Genomic DNA, 17218 nt, shown 5'->3' with positions numbered 1-17218 from the left:
TTATTCAACTGTTACAGACTTAGCAAGGTTCCGTGGTTTATCAACATCGAGCCCACGATGAAGGGTTGCAAAGTAGGCAATCAATTGGGTTGGTACCACCATTGAGATTGGAGAGAGGTAAGGGTGAACCGCTGTCAAGACCAAATCATCTGTCTCTTTAGCGACATTTTCTTCTGCAATGGTTAAGACATGAGCCCCACGTGCTGCCACTTCTTGGATGTTTCCACGTGTGTGGCTGGCTAGGACTGGATCAGACAAGAGGGCGATAACCGGTGTACCCTCTTCGATCAGAGCGATAGTACCGTGTTTCAACTCACCCGCAGCGAAGCCTTCACATTGGATGTAAGAAATTTCTTTTAGTTTCAGACTGGCTTCCATAGCAACATAGTAATCTTGGCCACGTCCAATATAGAAAGCATTGCGGGTTGTTTCCAACAAGCCACGAACTTTTTCGTCGATCACTTCTTTTTCTGAAAGGGTTGATTCGATCGATTGGGCAACGATAGACAATTCGTGCACCAAATCAAAGGCTTTGGCCTTCTCATTGCCATTGGCTTCCCCAACAGCTTTAGCCAGAAAGGCAAGAGCTGCGATTTGAGCCGTATAAGCCTTAGTAGAAGCTACCGCAATTTCAGGACCAGCATGGAGCAACATAGTCATGTCTGCTTCACGTGAAAGAGTTGATCCTGGAACATTGGTTACTGTCAAGCTTGGAATGCCCATTTCATTGGCTTTGACCAATACCTGACGACTATCAGCTGTTTCACCAGATTGGCTGATAAAGATGAAGAGTGGTTTCTTGCTGAGAAGTGGCATACCATATCCCCACTCAGATGAAATACCGAGTTCTACTGGGGTATCCGTCAACTCTTCCAACATTTTTTTAGACGCAAATCCAGCATGGTAAGAGGTCCCAGCCGCAAGGATATAGATGCGGTCTGCTTCTTGAACAGCCTTGATAATAGCTGGGTCTACTACTACTTGACCAGATTCATCTGTATAGGCTTGGATCAACTTACGCATGACAGTTGGTTGCTCATCGATTTCCTTGAGCATGTAGTATGGGTAAGTCCCTTTTCCAATATCAGAAAGGTCGAGTTCAGCCGTGTAGCTAGCCCGTTCTTTGACGTTGCCATCATAGTCTTGCACTTCAACGCTGTCAGCCTTGACAATGACCAACTCTTGGTCATGGATTTCCATGTATTGGTTGGTTTCACGAATCATGGCCATGGCATCAGAGCAGACCATATTGTAACCATCGCCAAGACCGATCAAGAGTGGTGATTTATTTTTTGCCACATAGATCGTGCTTGGATCTTCCGCATCCATCAAAGCAAAAGCATAGGCCCCACGGATGATGTGGAGGGCTTTTTTGAAGGCTTCGAGCGTAGATAAGCCATCTTCTTCAGCAAATTTTCCGATCAAGTGGGCAGCGATTTCTGTATCTGTTTGCCCCTTGAAATGGTGACCTGCTAGGTATTCTTCCTTGATTTCAAGATAGTTTTCAATGACCCCGTTGTGGACCAAAACAAAGCGACCTGTTTCAGAGCGGTGTGGGTGAGCATTGTCCTCAGTTGGTTTTCCATGAGTGGCCCAACGGGTATGTCCAATCCCAGCTGTCCCTTCGACACCTTCTGCCTTAGATGACAATTCTGCAATACGGCCAACTGCCTTTACCAATTGGCTCTTGCCTTCACTAGCCAGAAAAACACCCGCAGAGTCATAGCCTCGGTATTCGAGTTTTTCAAGTCCTTGAATCAAAATATCAGTAGCATTTGTATTTCCTACAACACCAACGATTCCGCACATAGTTTTTACGATATAGCCTTGCTATACTTTCCCCTTTACTTAGTCAAACGACCCATGGTCGATTTCTCAGTTACTTTAAAATTGGTCTAGTCTAATTTGACCAAAAAGCAACCAGCGGAGTCAGTATACAATGCTTCTTCCAGTTTGTCAACTAGGAAATTCAAGAAAATTGGTCTAGTTAAGGGAGGGTTAAGAAAAACCTATCAACATCTTGGTTGATAGGTTGCTTTTTCTACTCTTCAAATCCATTCCGCTGACTCAACTTACGGAACCAATGACCAGATTTTTTGAGGGTTCGTTTTTGACTTTCGAGCTCCAACTCAACTAAACCATAGCGGTTCTTGTAGCCATTGAGCCATGACCAGCAGTCAATAAAGGTCCAGATCAGATAGCCTTTACAGTTGGCACCATCTTGAATAGCCCGGTGGAGCTCGCGAAGATGGTCTTTGACAAAGTCAATCCGGTAATCGTCTTGGATCACTCCATCCTTGCGAAATTTTTCCTCTCCTTCAACTCCCATCCCGTTTTCGGTCAGGATCCACTCGATATTGCCATAGTTTTCCTTGATATTTTGGGCAATGTCATACAAGCCTTGCTCATAGATTTCCCAACCTCGGTGGGGATTGATCTTGCGACCTGGCATGACATAGGGTTCATAAAATTGTTCAAAGAGTAGGGGAGATGCTGGATTTGGAGCATAACGAGGAGCCGCCACACGGAGTGGTTGGTAATAGTTAACCCCTAGGTAATCCACCGTATTTTCCTCGATCAAGCGCAATTCAAAGGGATCATAATCCGGTAAGAGATCGCGCTCCCGTAGGATCTCCACTAATTCTTCAGGATAATGACCAAGAACAGATGGATCTAAAAAAGATTTGGCTTGAAAGAGCTCAGCAATACGCGCAGCTTTCACATCTTCTGGATGCTGGCTCCGAGGATAGGCTGGTGTCAAATTGAGCACAATCCCGATACGGTAATTAGGATCCACCTCATGACAGGCCTTAACTGCTAGAGAGCTTGCTAGCTGGGTGTGGTAGGCTACTTTAACAGCTGCTGCTGCGTCTACCTTATGAGGAAAATGGGCATCATAAAAATAACCAAATTCTACAGGGACAATAGGTTCATTAAAGGTGATCCACTGATCGACCAGATCTCCATAGGTCTTGAAACAAAAACGCGCATATTCCTGGTAAGCATAGGCGGTTTCTTTATTTTCCCAACCATCCCCTTGCTCTTGAAGAGCCATCGGTAAATCAAAATGATAGAGGTTGACCAAGAGGTGAATCCCTTTTTCTTTAATCTTTTCAAAGACACGGCGGTAGAAATCAACACCTGCTTGATTGATCTCCCCTCGTCCTTCTGGGAAAATACGTGACCACTGGATAGAGGTTCGAAAGGCCGTGTGGCCGGTTTCTAACAAGAGGTCCAGATCTTCTTCCCAGTGTTCATAAAAAGTCGATGTTTTCTCTGGTCCTTGCCCTTGATAAAAGCGGTTGGGCTCGATCTTATACCAGTAATCCCAGAGATTGTCTCCCTTTCCATCCTGGGCGAAACGCCCTTCTGTTTGAGGGCCCGAGGTCGAACTCCCCCATAAAAAATCCTTTGGAAATTGATACATGTCCTAATCCTCCTCATTCTACTAGCTCTATTGTAGCGAATCCTCCCCCAAAACCTAGGCACAATTTACAGTCTTTCTTACGCAGATTAAAGAAAAAGCCCCTTAGGAAAAATTCCTAAGGAAGCTGGTCCTCTTTACAATTGAGTCACGACATATTCAAAGAGCTTGCGATCTGCTGGGCTCTTGTCAAAACGAAATTCCGGATGCCACTGAACGCCGAGGAAACGACTCTCATCTGTGGATTGAACGGCTTCTATGATGTCATCTTTAGGATCCCGCGCGATCACTTCTAAACCATCTGCCAAGTCTTTAATACTTTGATGATGGAAAGAATTGATGCGACTGGTCTTACCATAGATCTCTTGCAGGATCGTCTGATCCTTGGTCACCAACTCTTGGCTGGTGTACTGACCTGGATTGTCCTGCCAGTGGTGTTCAATGTCTTGATACAGAGTTCCCCCTAGAGCGACATTATAGAGCTGGGTCCCACGGCAAACGGTAAAGATAGCTTTTTTAGCCGCACGCGCTTCTTCAATCAAGGCCAACTCAAAGAGATCGCGTTTTAAGAGGTAGTCATCACTGTCGATGGTGATTTCTTCTCCGTAAAACTTGGGCAAGACATTTTGTCCACCGGTGATGATGAGCTTATCAATCATCGATATGTAGTCTTTGGCCAAGGCCGCATCTCCAATCGGCAAGATCAAGGGAATCCCTCCTGCCTCTTTGACCGCTTCGACAAAACCAGTCGCCGCATAGCTCATGTTCGCGTCTGGATCATCTGGGAAGGGTCTTTCATTTCCTGTAATTCCAATCACTGGTCTTATTTTCATGCTTATTTCCATATTCTTTCATTCATCTTCAAGGCTTATTGTAACACAATTTCAAGCCAGACTCAATGGAGATTTTTTTGAAGAGACAGTCAACAATTAGAATGAAAGGACTCAGCCATCTAACTTCTGTCAATAAGAGGCAATTCTGTTTCAAAGCCCCTGAGGATTCTTAAGTAGTTACTTTTCTTTAAACCACTCCATCCCTGGGGAATCCAGTATAATCTTGGTCAATTGTTGGGGGTTTTCCTGAGTCCCATTGATAATCCAGTCGACAATAAGTCCTGTCAAACCAGAAACATACATGGTAATAGCATAGCGCTCTGGCATTTGATAAGCTGCCACAATGACTGGTCGATAACGTGGCGTAGACTCAATCATCCCCAAGATAAAATAACGAATGTTGTCTGCAAAACGAAAGCTTGGATTTTTTGCAATTTCAGCAAAAAAAGCACTGTTCTCTTGGAAATAAGACAAGATGGCTTCTAAGGCTTCTTTGGGATAAAAGGTTTCTTTCCTCAAAATCATACGAACCGTCGTTATGGTTTCTTCTTTTAATTGCTCTAAAAAATCCTGTTTATCTAGGTAGTGCAGATAAAATGTCGAGCGGTTGACACCCGCTTTTTTAGTTAACTGACTAATCGTTATATCCTCTAAACTTTTTGTAGCCAAAAGCTGAATGAAGGCTTCTTTAATATCTGACTTAGTTGTCGTTTGTCTCTGTTGCATACGAACCCCTTATTTCTACATATTGTTGATTAAAGTATATCTCGAATTTTGAAAATGTCAACTATCATCTGATATTTTCAGTTATGATTATCATATTTTCTTCGTTATTTCAACACATTGTTGTTTTCTGTTGTAGCAATCGTATTTAAAAAATCATAAAATAACCTTCGTAATTATTCAACAGGTTGTTGTTTTAGCAGCTGATAATTTTTAAAGGAGACAAATACACATGGCGTATATTGAAATGAAACATAGTTACAAACGGTATAAAACAGGTGATGTGGAAATCATCGCAAACAATGATATCACTTTCGAAATTGAAAAAGGGGAGTTAGTGATTATACTCGGTTCTTCTGGGGCAGGAAAATCAACTGTTCTCAATATTCTTGGTGGTATGGATACCAATGATGAAGGAAAGGTCGTCATCGATGGGAAAGACATCTCCAATTATAATGCGAAACAATTAACAGCCTATCGTAGAGACGATGTCGGATTCGTCTTTCAATTCTATAACTTGGTCTCAAACTTAACGGCCAAAGAAAATGTAGAGTTGGCTTCTGAAATTGTCGCGGATGCTAAAGATGCGGAACAAACTTTGATTGATGTTGGTCTAGGAAAACGCATCAACAACTTCCCTGCACAATTGTCTGGTGGTGAGCAACAACGGGTAGCTATCGCTCGCGCCGTCGCAAAAAATCCGAAAATTCTCCTCTGTGACGAACCTACAGGAGCCCTGGATTACAATACTGGAAAACAGGTCTTGAAGATTCTCCAAGACAAGGCTCGCAATGAAGGAGCTACCGTTATCATCGTCACTCACAACGGGGCGCTTGCACCTATTGCTGATCGTGTGATTCGTATGCATGATGCGCGTGTTCAAAGTATTGAACTCAATGCCCATCCACAAGATATTGATAGCCTCGAGTACTAGAAAGGATGTCTCATGAATCGTAAAACTTATTGGAAGGACGTGAGAAAGTCTTTCTCTAGTTCTAAAGGACGGGTGGTTTCTATTGCTTCACTCATGGCCTTAGGTTCTTTCGCTCTTGTGGGTCTAAAGGTGACGACACCTGATATGCAACACACGGGAACAAGCTATTTTACTAAACACCAAACAGCTGACCTCACAGTTACTGGTAGCTATGGACTGAACCAGTCAGATCAAGACCTCCTAAATCAAGTCTCATCAGAGGCAAACATTGAGTATGGTTACTTTAAAGATGTAGTACTGAAAGGTTCCACTGATTCCTTTCGACTATTTTCAAAACCAAAAGATATCTCAACTTATGAGGTTGTAAAAGGAAAACTTCCAAGTAAGCAAGGTGAAATTGCTCTTTCTTCAGTCTATCAAGATAACTATAAGATCGGTGACAAAATTGAGTTTTCTGAAAAAGAGGGTGACAATGGTAAGGATGTCTTAAAAGAACACAGTTTTACCATCACTGGCTTTGTTCAGTCTTCTGAAATCTTATCAAGTGTTGACCTAGGTTCATCGACAGCTGGTAGTGGGGAACTCAAAGGGTATGCGGTTGTTCCTGAATCTAGTTTTGATTCCGACGTCTACATGATTGCACGCTTAGCTTACAAAGACGTCCGTGGAGCTAACCCCTATACCCAGGATTACACTGACAAGGTTTCCAAACACGAGGATGAGCTTGAAAAATTAGTAAAAAATCAGCCTGCTAACCGTTTGAAAGAATTAAAAGCTGATCCACAGGCTAAGATTGACCAACAAACAAGACAACTTCAGAAAGCAGAAACGGAGCTTAACAAGAAACTTGAACAAGCGAAAGCCAGCGGTCAGGATAAGAATCCTCTTGTCCAGGGACAATTGACTCAGGCACAAGATGAAATCGCTGACAAGAAGGAGCAAATAAAGGAAGCTCAAGAAAAAATCGATAGCATTGCTGAACCAAGCTACGATGTCTACACACGTCGTGAAGCTCCTTGGTCAGAAGGGTACGTTTCATATGAGACCAACGCTTCTGTTTTTCAGAACCTCAGTAATATCTTCCCTGTTATCCTCTACTTTATTGCTGCCTTGGTTACCTTTGTAACAATGGGACGCTTCGTCGAAGAAGAACGGATTAAGGCAGGGACATTCAAAGCTCTCGGTTACCAAAACAAGGACATCATCCGTAAATTTATTATTTATGGATTCGTGACGAGCATGATTGGTACTGCTATTGGGGTTGCTGCTGGACATATTCTCCTTCCAACTATCATATACAATAGTTATAAAGAGCGAATCCTCCTCGCACCAATTGAGTTACACTTTTATCCATTTAAGACTCTTCTAGCTATTGTGCTTGGTCTTTTGTCCACAGTTCTTCCCGCTTTCATGGTAGCCAAGCGCGAATTAGGAGAAAAGCCAGCCCAACTTCTTCTTCCAAAACCTCCAACATCTGGTTCTAAGATTCTTTTGGAGCGCATCACCCCACTTTGGAACCGGATGAACTTTACACAAAAAGTCACTGCCCGTAATATTTTCCGATACAAGCAACGGATGTTCATGACTATTTTTGGTGTCTGCGGTTCCATCGCACTTCTCTTTGCTGGACTCGGTATTCGTTCTTCTATTGGAGACCTTAACACACGCCAATTCCCTAACATCATTCGCTATGATATGATTGTCGCAAACAAGGATCATCTGGATGGGCAGGAAAAGTAAAACATCCAAAAATTAATTAACGATAGCAAGGTCAAGGAACATCTTTCTATTCATTACGAAATGCTTTCAAAAGTGGCAGGAAATAATAACGATCGTCAAGATATCACAACCCTTGTGGTCAAAGACAAGGATCAAGAAACTCTACAACATTACATCAAGCTCAATAATCGTGAAACTGGTCAAAAACTCGATTTGACCGACAAAGGGATTATTATTTCTGAGAAATTGGCAGACTTAGCTGGCGTTTCTGTAGGGGATGAGTTAACCGTTCAAAATAGCCAAGACAAGGATATCAAACTCAAAGTTGCTGGTATTTCTGAAATGTATATGGGTCACTTCATCTTTATGAATGAAACTACTTACAGAAATGCTTTTGGTAAAGAGGCGAGCCAAAATGCTACTATTCTGACACTGAAGAATCACTCAGACAAAAACGTTGAGCAAACAGCCAGTCAATTTATGGAGCTTGATGGTGTCAAAGGGGTTGTTCAAAATACTACTCTAAAGGCACAAATCAAGACCATCGTCAACTCCCTTAGCCGTGTTATGGCAGTATTGATTGGGATTTCTGTTCTTCTTGCTTTAGTTGTTCTCTTTAATTTGACAAATATCAATGTGGCAGAACGTATCCGTGAGTTATCAACCATTAAGGTTCTAGGCTTCTTTAATAGAGAAGTGACACTCTACATCTATCGAGAAACCATTTATCTCTCTATCATTGGTATCTTGGTTGGATTCGGACTTGGTTGGGGATTGCATCAATACATGGTAGAGGTTATCCCTCCTGAAAATATTATGTTCAATCCAGGTCTGAGCTGGCTCATCTATGCCATTCCAACACTTGTTGTCATTATCATTCTGACAGGTCTCGGTATCTTTGTGAACCAACACCTTAAGAAAGTCAATATGCTCGAAGCCCTAAAATCTGTTGAGTAACATACGATCTAAGCTAATAAGTAGAGCTAAAGTACAAGGATAACTTCCTTATTCTAGACAAACGTCATTTTGGGCGTTTGTCTTTTTTATTTTTTAAATGATTTACTTTATCATCTGGTATTTCCATCCAAAAATCTGATTTTAAGTAAAATAAAAAGGGATATTCGCTATTCATTTCACCAATCTTTTGATATTTAACAAGGAGGCACATACTTTTGGATGACTCTTATACTCCAGTCATCTATGTCATGTAAATACAATAGTCCAGATAACGGCATGATGGAATCCTTCTTTGGCATTCTGAAGTCTGAGATGTTTTATGGTCATGAGAAAACGTTTCAGTCACTTGAGCAATTGGAACAAGCTAGTGTAGACTGTATTAATTATTACAACAACAAACGCATTAAGATAAAACTAAAAGGACTTAGTCCTGTGCAATACAGAACTAAATCCTTTGCTTAAATAAATTGTCTAACTTTAGGTTAGTACAAAATCAGTTTCTTTTGTGGAGTCAAAGGACTACTGTCCTAGGCTCTTTTTATCGTAACCAACTTTCGTCTAACTGGCCTTTACTTTTGCCAAAAGCTTTCCCATGTTCATCAATGACAGCATGAATCTCTTGGCATTGTTTGAGAGTGAGGCCTTCCAAGACGTTACCGTAAACAGCATGCATGTCATTATAGGTATCAAAGTTTCCAAATCCTAAGCGTCGAAAAAGTCTTCTCGCATATTCATCCGAAATAAAAACGGGACGATCAAAAAGATAAAGTAAAAGTGCATCTGCAGTCTCTGGTCCAATCCCTTTTAACTCCAACAGTAGCTTCCGTAAATCTTCTGTTCCAATTCTGGCAAGAAACTCAAAACCACCAACTTCTCTTAACCAGGTCAGAAGTCCCCTAATCGTTTGTGACTTTTGCTTGAAAAATCCGGCAGGTCGAATACGTTCCTGTAACTCTTCTAGCGGTAAAGCCAGGATACCCTCTACTGTCATGACATCCATTAGACCAGCTAAAGCCAACTTAGCATTCTTCTCTGTTGTTCGCTGGATCAGAATGGTCGATACCAAATCTTCAATCTTGTTATCCGATTGCCACCAATTTTGTTCTCCATAGTGCTTGCAGAGTCGCAAAAGAGTTTCTTGTATTTCTTCTTGCTTAATCATTTCTTCAATAGTCCTTGTTTTACCAAAAACTCACGTGCGACTTTAGCAGCAGGTTTTCCTTCTACTCCCACTTGGTAGTTCATCTGACTCATTTGGCTCTCTGTGATTTTGCCAGCCAACTTGTTCAGAATGCCTTCCAATTCTGGATGTTTCTTAAGAAGAGCTTCTTTCATGAGGGGTGCTCCTTGGTAAGGTGGGAAGAGGTGTTGGTCATCCTCTAGAACAACTAAATTATATTGAGCAATTTCTGGGTCTGTTGAATAGGCATCTGTTATTTGAATATTGCCTTGTTGGATTGCCTCATAGCGAAGTGCCGGCTCCATGGTAGCCACATTAAGATTTAGTCCATAAACTGATTGAAGTCCTTTGTTTCCGTCCTCACGGTCGTTAAATTCCAACGTGAAACCAGCTTTGAGCTTGTCCTGAACTTTCTTGAGATCAGAAATCGTCTTCAGATTATACTCTTTCGCAATACTTTTCGGAACAGCAATCGCATAGGTGTTTTGATAAGCCATCGGTTTGAGTAAAGCTAGATTATCTTGTTTCTTTATACCATCACGCGCAACCTCGAAAACTTCTTTGGAGTCGTTGCTGACTTTAGGAGCTGGTTGCAAGAGAGAGCTTGTAATGGTCCCTGTAAATTCTGGATAGATATCGATATCACCCTTTTTAAGCGCTTGATAAAGGAAATCTGTCTTCCCAAAGTTAGGCTTAACGGTCACCGTCATGTCACTATTTTCCTCAATGAGAAGTTTGTACATATTCATGAGAATTTCAGGCTCAGGCCCCAATTTCCCAGCTATGACTAGGTTTTCTTTTTCTTTCTGAGGAATCATGCTTGGAGCATAACTCGCTCCCAAACCAAGGAGCATCACCGCAAAGGCCGCAACAATCGTACGCAACTTGGCCTTTTCCAACCATTTGAGAATAACATTAAATAGAATGGCCAAAATGGCTGATGAGATTGCGCCGATTAAAATGAGACTAGCATTTCGACGATCAATCCCCAAAAGGATAAAGGAGCCCAATCCACCAGCTCCAACAAGAGCGGCTAAAGTCGCTGTCCCAATGATCATAACGGTTGCTGTACGAACCCCTGATACAATAACAGGCATGGCCAGTGGAATTTCAAACTTCTTGAGTCGCTCCCACTTGGTCATTCCAAAAGCAATCCCTGCCTCCTCAAGACTAGGATCAATGCCGTTCAAGGCTGTGATTGTATTTTCCAAAATCGGGAAAATAGCATAAATGACTAGAGCTGTAAGGGCCGGTAAGGTTCCAATCCCCATGAAAGGAATAAAGAGCCCCAACAAAGCCATTGAGGGAATGGTCTGGAAGATACCCGCAACTTGTAGCACCCAATTCGCCACTTTTTTGTGACTATTTAGATAAACCGCAAGTGGGATGGTCAGAAAAATAGCAACCAATAAGGTCAAAAGAGACAATTGCAAGTGTTGCCCAAGGGCTGTTAACCATTCCCCAAAACGATCTTGAAAAGTTGTAAGTAGTTTAGACATGGTGAGCACCTCCAAACAAATCTGCGACAAAGTCTGTCGCAGGCGCTTGTAAAATTGTTTCAGGGTCTGCCACCTGGCGAATTTCTCCATCCTGCAACACTGCAATTTGATCCCCTAATTTTAAGGCCTCATCCGTATCATGGGTTACGAAGATGGTCGTCATGCCGAATTCTTTATGTAATGCCTTGGTCAATTCTTGCAACTGCTTGCGAGAGATGGCATCCAAGGCTGAAAAAGGTTCGTCCATCAATAGAATTTTTGGTTCTCCAATGATAGCGCGCACAATGCCAATCCGCTGTTGCTCCCCACCAGATAATTCACTAGGCATGCGATTTGCATACTCTGCAGCAGGGAGCCCCACCTTATCCAAGAGTTCTTCTGTCTTAGAAGTGATTTGTTCTTTAGTCCAGCCCTTCATCTCAGGAATCAATGCTATATTTTCAGCAACGGTCAAGTTAGGAAATAAGGCAATGGCTTGAAGGACATAGCCGGTACTGAGACGTAACTCCCGTTCATCATAGTCCTTGATACGTTTCCCATCCATATAGATATTGCCATCTGTCGGCTCCAAAAGACGGTTAATCATCTTGATCATGGTGGTCTTACCAGATCCTGAAGGACCCACTAGCACCATGAATTCTCCATTTTCAATGCGGAGATTGACATCTTTCAAAATGTCCTTTTCCGTGTAGCGCAAGGCTACATGTTTGTATTCAATCATATTTTTCCTCAATAAGTTTTCTGTCTCTAAGAATATCCAATAAGCTACTTGCTGGATGCCCTAGGACTTTTTCGACATCTGCTGAAACTCCAGCTTGTTCTCCAGCTTTAATCGCTGTATAGGTACTGACCCAGGCATCATACTCCCAAGTTTGTGCTGGCCATTTTTTCCGTGACTCATAGGCTTCTTCTACTGATTCATCCACATACGCGATGGTCTTACCGGTCTCTTCTGAGAGAAGCGCTACGATCTCTTCCATGGAAAGTTCCTCTGGTCCTGTTAGATTCAAGGTTTGATTTTCCCATTTCTTAGCATGTAAAAGAATCTCTGCTGCAACACTAGATGTGTCCTTACGGGCAACTGCTGAAACCTTCCCACTTCCTGCTGGACCACGAATCTCTCCATTTTCAAGAGCAATATCTATCAAGAAGTCCAAGTAAAAATTATCTCTCAAAAATGTATAGGTGAATCCTAACTCCTTGATATAGGCTTCCGTCTGGGCATGATCTCGAGACAAGGTAAAGGTTGCTTTTTCATCTGCTCCGTAAAAGGAGGTATAGACGATATGCTGCACCCCCGCTAGCTTTGCGGCATTTAAAAAACTCGTGTGTTCCTCAACACGCTCTGGATTTTCCCGAGCAGAGACCATCAATAAGACATCGATACCCTTTAAGGCCTCAACCACCTCTGGAGTATTGGCATACACCATCTTACGAATTTCCGCTGACGCGTAGACTGTTGCCCGCTCTGGGCTTCTTGCCAGATGGATAGAAGCAATTCCTTGCTGATCGACAAGATCAGCCACATAAGAGCCTAATTTCCCTGTTACACCTGCTATTCCAATCATAAGCATTTTCCCCTCTACTACAGTTCACTCTCTTTAGCTTTTAGATTTGTGATAATACGCTCTTGATAGGCTTCAAATTCTCGGATTTCTTGATCCGAAAAGCCTTGGTAAAAAATCTCTCCAAGTTCTTTGCTGACACGGTCACCGATTTCTTTTTGCGCCCAACCAAGGTCTGTCAAAGAAATATATTTTTTCCTTTTATCCTGCGTACAAGGTTGAATCGTAACCAAGCCTTGTTCTTTCAATTTCTTAACCATGCTGGTTAATGTATTATTGGCTAGACCCGTCGCAAGAGCGATATCGGTCGCAGTAGCGCACCCCAACTCTTGCTTCCACAAAATCGTTAAAATTTTCCCCTGTTCACTTCGGTATTGGGCATCTGGTTCCTTGCTCAAGAGTTTTTGAAAAAGTCGCCCGTCTAATAAGCGTATCTGTAAAGCTTGGTAGCCCCCTAACATCTTGTCCATTTTGTCTCCTTTTTATTTCTATATCGAAATATCAAAATCATTGTACCACTGCTTGTTACATCTGTCAACTATTTCGATATGGAACCAATAATTTTATCCAAATTCACCTTAAAAAAGCCTTTCTAGCCCTTCAAACTAGTTTTTTCTTCTTCTTTCTACTAATTTCTTTTAGCAAGATAGCCCTCTTTCTAGCATGTGTAACAAATGTTGGACTCGTTTTGTAACGACACCTGATTTTATAATGTGGTAATCTGTTAACGAAAATAATTCATACTAACGGAGAATTTGTTATGCATATACCAGATAATTACCTTAGTCCTGCAAGTTGTGCGGTTTTAGCGGTTGCTGCTGCACCTGTTATTGTCTTATCTGTCAAAAAAGTCAAGGTGCAATTAAAAGAAAATAAAGAGCTGGCTCCGATGCTTGGGATCGCTGCTTCTTTGTCCTTCTTATTAATGATGTTTAATGTTCCTGTCCCTGGCGGAACGACCGCTCACGCTGTCGGAGGAACCCTTCTTGCCATTCTCATAGGTCCCTATGCAGCCTCTCTGGCGCTGACAGTCGCCTTACTGCTACAGGCCTTCTTATTTGGGGATGGAGGTATTCTCGCTCTTGGGGCCAATATTTTCAACATGGCCATTGTGATGCCTTTCGTTGGTTATGCTATTTATAGCTTGTTCCGCAAGCACCATCAGGAAACGCTTGGCGTCATTGTCGGCTCTTATCTTTCGATCAATGCTGCAGCCTTCTTAGCTGGTGTTGAATTGGGCTTGCAACCACTCATCGCTTCAGAAGCTGGTCAGCCGCTCTATAACCCTTATGGATTGAGTATTACCGTACCTGCCATGTTGGGAGCTCACCTCCTTGTAGCAGGTTGGGTCGAAGCCTTCTTCACCTTTGTGATTTACCGTTTTGTCAAACAAGTCGCTCCTACAGAGTTGTACACACCAAGTTCAGTCAATACAACTTCATTCGTTAAAAAAATTCGCTGGGTGCTCCTTGCTTTGATCGTCCTCAGCCCACTTGGACTTCTCGCAGATGGGACAGCCTTTGGTGAATGGTCTGCTGAAGAATTGGGTAGCCTGCTTCATGGCAAAGTTCCAACAGGGATCAAAAATGGATTCTCATTTGATGCCTTGTTTAGTGATTACACCATTCCTGGAACTAAAATTGCGATCGGCTATATTCTCTCAGCCGTGACAGCCGTCCTTATCTTCTATATCATCAGTAAAATCATTCGATCAATGAACGGAGAAAAAACTTCTCATGCGTAAACTCCCTGACTGGCTTCATCAAGAGCAAGCAACTCTTGAAGCATCCAAAAGCCATCACTATTTACAAATGAATCTTCAAACATTGCGCCACTTTCTTGGCAAAATGAAACAAACGACGCCCGCATTCAAGGCCAAAACTTCGTCTTGGATGCGACTCGTTTCCTTTTTAATTCTAGCCATTCTCATTACGACTGCCCACCATCCCATCCAACTGTGGTTGATTGGTATCCTTTTGTTAATGCACATTGCCATGCTTCCTGGAGAGGTCCTACTCCACCTCTTTAAGGTCCTGTTCAAGGTGCTGCTGATTTCCACAATTGTGATTTTGCCTAGCATCTTATTTCAAGGATTTCAAAATGGAGGGCTTTTTTTGCTACGTGCAGGGATGATTGTCCTCAATATTTCTCTCTTTTTAGCCACTACCACAAGCATCCAACTGGTTGAGGCCCTAAGGCAGCTACATGTCCCCAAGACCTTTGTCCAGACCATTGATATTACGCTGAAATATAGTTATATTTTGGGAAAACACCTTCACCAACAAATTGAGTGCGTCCAACTCCGGACCGTTGGTCAAAAAGTGAACCTCCATCTCTTTGGCTCTCTTCTGGGTCTCTTGTATCTATCAACGAAGAACCATACCAAAGAGGTCTACGAGGCCATGTTGCTGAGAGGATATGGTATGGATACAAAGCGCAAAGAAGCCTTCCACTGGAAGAAGGAAGACGTCTTTTTCCTATTGGAATTGGCGGTTCTCACGACCTTCACGACCTTACTTGGCTAGAAAGGAAGCCCTATGATTACCATTCAGGATGGAAATTACCACTATACCGAAGAAACTGGTGTCCACGATATTCAACTCCAGATTCAAAAAGGGGAAACCGTGGGCTTGATGGGCCCAAACGGAGCTGGAAAATCGACCCTCTTTAAAATTCTGGTTGGGCTCTTGCCCCTCTCGTCTGGTCAGTACCACTTCAAGGATTGGACCATTGACAAAGACTTCTTGAAAGATCCCCATCGTGCTGGGCAACTCTTCCAGCAGGTTGGACTCATTTTTCAAAACAGCGATACCCAATTGTTCAATACAAGTGTCTATGATGAACTGGCTTTTGGCCCACGTCAATTAGGCTTAGACGAGTCCGAAGTCGAACAACGCGTTAAGGATACGCTCGGTCTTCTAGAGATTGAACACCTAAGAGATCGCATTCCCTACCATCTTTCTGGTGGCGAAAAGAAGCTAGTCGCTATCGCCAGTGTCCTCACCATGAATCCTAGTCTCTTGCTATTTGACGAGCCCTTTAACGGTCTCTCCCCCAAATACCAGAAGCTGATTGTCGCCTTGTTGCAAGAACTCAAAACAGCAGGAAAAACGATTGTTATTTCCTCCCACCATTTCGAGCAAATCGCTCCGATTGTGGAACGGGTTCTGCTCTTTTCTGAAGAGCACACTATTACAGGAAGCTACAATCGAGCTGATTGGGAAAATCATCCAGATATTCAACAATCGTTTTCAACATGTTAAAAAGCCTCGGTAGGGTTCTTCCTACCGAAGCTTTTTTGATGAGAGAGATAAGGGTTAATGTCCTTTACGCTTCTCCCTTCGTTTTTGCTGTTTGCGTTCAAATTTCTCTTGTTTGAGCAATTGCTTTTGGACACTAGATTGATGTTTTGAAATCTTTTTCCTTTCCTCATACTGCAACTGCAATAGTTCTTTCGACTTGGAAGAAATTTTCTTCTTTACTTGTTTCTTCACAGCTCGCTGTAATCGTTTAGGATTCTTGATTTTTACATGTTGCTTAACTGTAGCTTCTGGACTAAAAGATAAATGAGTAAACTGAGTCTGTAAGATCTCTAAAATTTCATCATCTTTTGGCTCCTGACCAAATGTCACACGACAAACTTGATAAGTTTCTCGATACACTTGTTCGAACAAACCATGCCAAAATCCATCTTCAAAATAAACTGTCAATCCAATTGAAATTGTTTCCACGACAGCACCTCCTTAAATCTATCCCTAAGAATGGACAACCAAGGAGGAAGGTTACTGATAGGCTTGCCTACGTCTGGACTACCAACCAGAACTGTGTTTTTATCTTAGTTGGGACTATTATAGCATATTTATAATCTTATGTTATTGCTTCTTCAATGCCTATCAAAAAAATGAATCGTAGCCAACCAAGAATCCTCACTCTCTTTCATCAATAAACGCCAATCTTTTCGATAGCGATGATTGGGTTGATAAGCCACTGTCAACATGTGACCTATTTCATGGTATTTTTTAAATGTAATGTGGTGGCCTTTATAATGTGAGACAATATTGGCTATTGCTGACGAGGCATCCCATATTTCATCAACAGTACTTCCGAGCAATAAGATTGGCGAAGAGAGTCTACTAATGTCTATCCTAGCAGAGCGATCTTTAGGGATAGGTTTTCTAAAAAGTTTGCTAAACAGATAATCTCTCAGTCGAAACTTTTGATAGGTAAGTTCCTTTTGCAAATACGTCCAAGAAGAAGTGAACTGCACCCCAAAAGTTAGACAGAAAAAATCTAACTTTTGGGGTGTTTTATAATGAAATTAACTTATGAAGATAAAGTTCAGGTCTATGAACTTAGAAAACAAGGGAGAAGCTTCAAAGAGCTT

At 42.2% G+C, this 17218-nt stretch carries 14 protein-coding genes and 3 pseudogenes; 6 read left to right on the top strand and 11 right to left on the bottom strand.

Annotated elements, in window-relative coordinates; all coding sequences use genetic code 11:
- The 4 genes from glmS to PCY11_RS08355 form a co-directional block, all read right to left on the bottom strand.
- Positions 1 to 1809, bottom strand: a complete 1809-nt coding sequence (glmS, locus tag PCY11_RS08370; RefSeq protein ID WP_045759041.1) for a glutamine--fructose-6-phosphate transaminase (isomerizing) — start codon at positions 1807 to 1809, stop codon at positions 1 to 3.
- Between the two features lie 232 nt (positions 1810 to 2041).
- Complete coding sequence (locus PCY11_RS08365) at positions 2042 to 3427, bottom strand: glycoside hydrolase family 1 protein (protein ID WP_301362678.1); 1386 nt, start codon at positions 3425 to 3427, stop codon at positions 2042 to 2044.
- A gap of 134 nt (positions 3428 to 3561) precedes the next feature.
- Positions 3562 to 4257 (bottom strand): gamma-glutamyl-gamma-aminobutyrate hydrolase family protein, encoded by a 696-nt coding sequence (locus tag PCY11_RS08360; RefSeq protein WP_301362677.1) that lies wholly within the window; start codon positions 4255 to 4257, stop codon positions 3562 to 3564.
- 177 nt (positions 4258 to 4434) lie between these two features.
- Positions 4435 to 4983: a TetR/AcrR family transcriptional regulator gene (locus PCY11_RS08355; protein ID WP_301362676.1), complete on the bottom strand. Its 549-nt coding sequence runs from the start codon at positions 4981 to 4983 to the stop codon at positions 4435 to 4437.
- 229 nt (positions 4984 to 5212) lie between these two features.
- On the opposite strand from PCY11_RS08355, the gene PCY11_RS08350 reads away from it, so the two are divergent.
- From PCY11_RS08350 to PCY11_RS08340, 3 genes and pseudogenes are all read left to right on the top strand, one after another.
- The gene (locus tag PCY11_RS08350; RefSeq protein WP_003009942.1) at positions 5213 to 5914 is read left to right on the top strand and encodes an ABC transporter ATP-binding protein; all 702 of its coding nucleotides are present in this window, start codon (positions 5213 to 5215) and stop codon (positions 5912 to 5914) included.
- 12 nt (positions 5915 to 5926) lie between these two features.
- Positions 5927 to 8590, top strand: a pseudogene (locus PCY11_RS08345) (FtsX-like permease family protein).
- 231 nt (positions 8591 to 8821) lie between these two features.
- Positions 8822 to 9052, top strand: a pseudogene (locus PCY11_RS08340) (IS3 family transposase); the annotation flags it as partial.
- A 76-nt stretch (positions 9053 to 9128) separates the two neighbouring features.
- Here PCY11_RS08340 and PCY11_RS08335 read toward each other — a convergent pair.
- The 5 genes from PCY11_RS08335 to PCY11_RS08315 are packed head-to-tail and all read right to left on the bottom strand — an operon-like array spanning position 9129 to position 13304.
- Positions 9129 to 9752: an endonuclease III domain-containing protein gene (locus PCY11_RS08335; protein WP_003009934.1), complete on the bottom strand. Its 624-nt coding sequence runs from the start codon at positions 9750 to 9752 to the stop codon at positions 9129 to 9131.
- On the bottom strand, positions 9749 to 11269 hold the full coding sequence (locus PCY11_RS08330; protein WP_045759037.1) for an ABC transporter permease/substrate-binding protein: 1521 nt from the start codon (positions 11267 to 11269) through the stop codon (positions 9749 to 9751). Before PCY11_RS08330 ends, PCY11_RS08335 begins: the two co-directional genes overlap by 4 nt.
- Complete coding sequence (locus tag PCY11_RS08325; RefSeq protein ID WP_003009931.1) at positions 11262 to 11990, bottom strand: ABC transporter ATP-binding protein; 729 nt, start codon at positions 11988 to 11990, stop codon at positions 11262 to 11264. Before PCY11_RS08325 ends, PCY11_RS08330 begins: the two co-directional genes overlap by 8 nt.
- A complete protein-coding gene (locus tag PCY11_RS08320) occupies positions 11983 to 12837 on the bottom strand; it encodes an SDR family oxidoreductase (RefSeq protein WP_021154346.1) in 855 nt (284 codons plus the stop codon). The genes PCY11_RS08325 and PCY11_RS08320 overlap by 8 nt, the downstream gene beginning before the upstream one ends.
- Positions 12838 to 12854: 17 nt before the next feature.
- Positions 12855 to 13304 carry a MarR family winged helix-turn-helix transcriptional regulator gene (locus PCY11_RS08315; protein WP_301362674.1) on the bottom strand — a complete coding sequence of 150 codons (450 nt, stop codon included), beginning with the start codon at positions 13302 to 13304 and terminating at the stop codon, positions 12855 to 12857.
- 290 nt (positions 13305 to 13594) lie between these two features.
- Here PCY11_RS08315 and cbiM point away from each other — a divergent pair, with 290 nt between their 5' ends.
- Genes cbiM through PCY11_RS08300 form a run of 3 tightly spaced genes read left to right on the top strand, consistent with a single transcriptional unit; the run spans position 13595 to position 16097 of the window.
- Complete coding sequence (cbiM, locus tag PCY11_RS08310; RefSeq protein ID WP_021154344.1) at positions 13595 to 14578, top strand: cobalt transporter CbiM; 984 nt, start codon at positions 13595 to 13597, stop codon at positions 14576 to 14578.
- Positions 14571 to 15359 (top strand): energy-coupling factor transporter transmembrane component T, encoded by a 789-nt coding sequence (locus PCY11_RS08305; RefSeq protein WP_049522963.1) that lies wholly within the window; start codon positions 14571 to 14573, stop codon positions 15357 to 15359. Before cbiM ends, PCY11_RS08305 begins: the two co-directional genes overlap by 8 nt.
- 12 nt (positions 15360 to 15371) lie before the next feature.
- Positions 15372 to 16097 carry an energy-coupling factor ABC transporter ATP-binding protein gene (locus PCY11_RS08300; RefSeq protein WP_049474416.1) on the top strand — a complete coding sequence of 242 codons (726 nt, stop codon included), beginning with the start codon at positions 15372 to 15374 and terminating at the stop codon, positions 16095 to 16097.
- A 54-nt stretch (positions 16098 to 16151) separates the two neighbouring features.
- Here PCY11_RS08300 and PCY11_RS08295 read toward each other — a convergent pair whose 3' ends face one another.
- Positions 16152 to 16565 carry a YjdF family protein gene (locus PCY11_RS08295; protein ID WP_061591276.1) on the bottom strand — a complete coding sequence of 138 codons (414 nt, stop codon included), beginning with the start codon at positions 16563 to 16565 and terminating at the stop codon, positions 16152 to 16154.
- Positions 16566 to 16717: 152 nt separating this feature from the next.
- A pseudogene (locus PCY11_RS08290) lies at positions 16718 to 17092 on the bottom strand (acyl-CoA thioester hydrolase/BAAT C-terminal domain-containing protein); the annotation flags it as partial.
- Positions 17093 to 17218 lie beyond the last annotated feature (126 nt).

This window comes from Streptococcus sp. SP8, assembly GCF_030440045.1.
GTDB lineage: Bacteria > Bacillota > Bacilli > Lactobacillales > Streptococcaceae > Streptococcus > Streptococcus parasanguinis_I.
The sequence above is the reverse complement of the archived record's forward strand: the minus strand, read 5'-3'. Positions and strand labels throughout refer to the sequence as shown.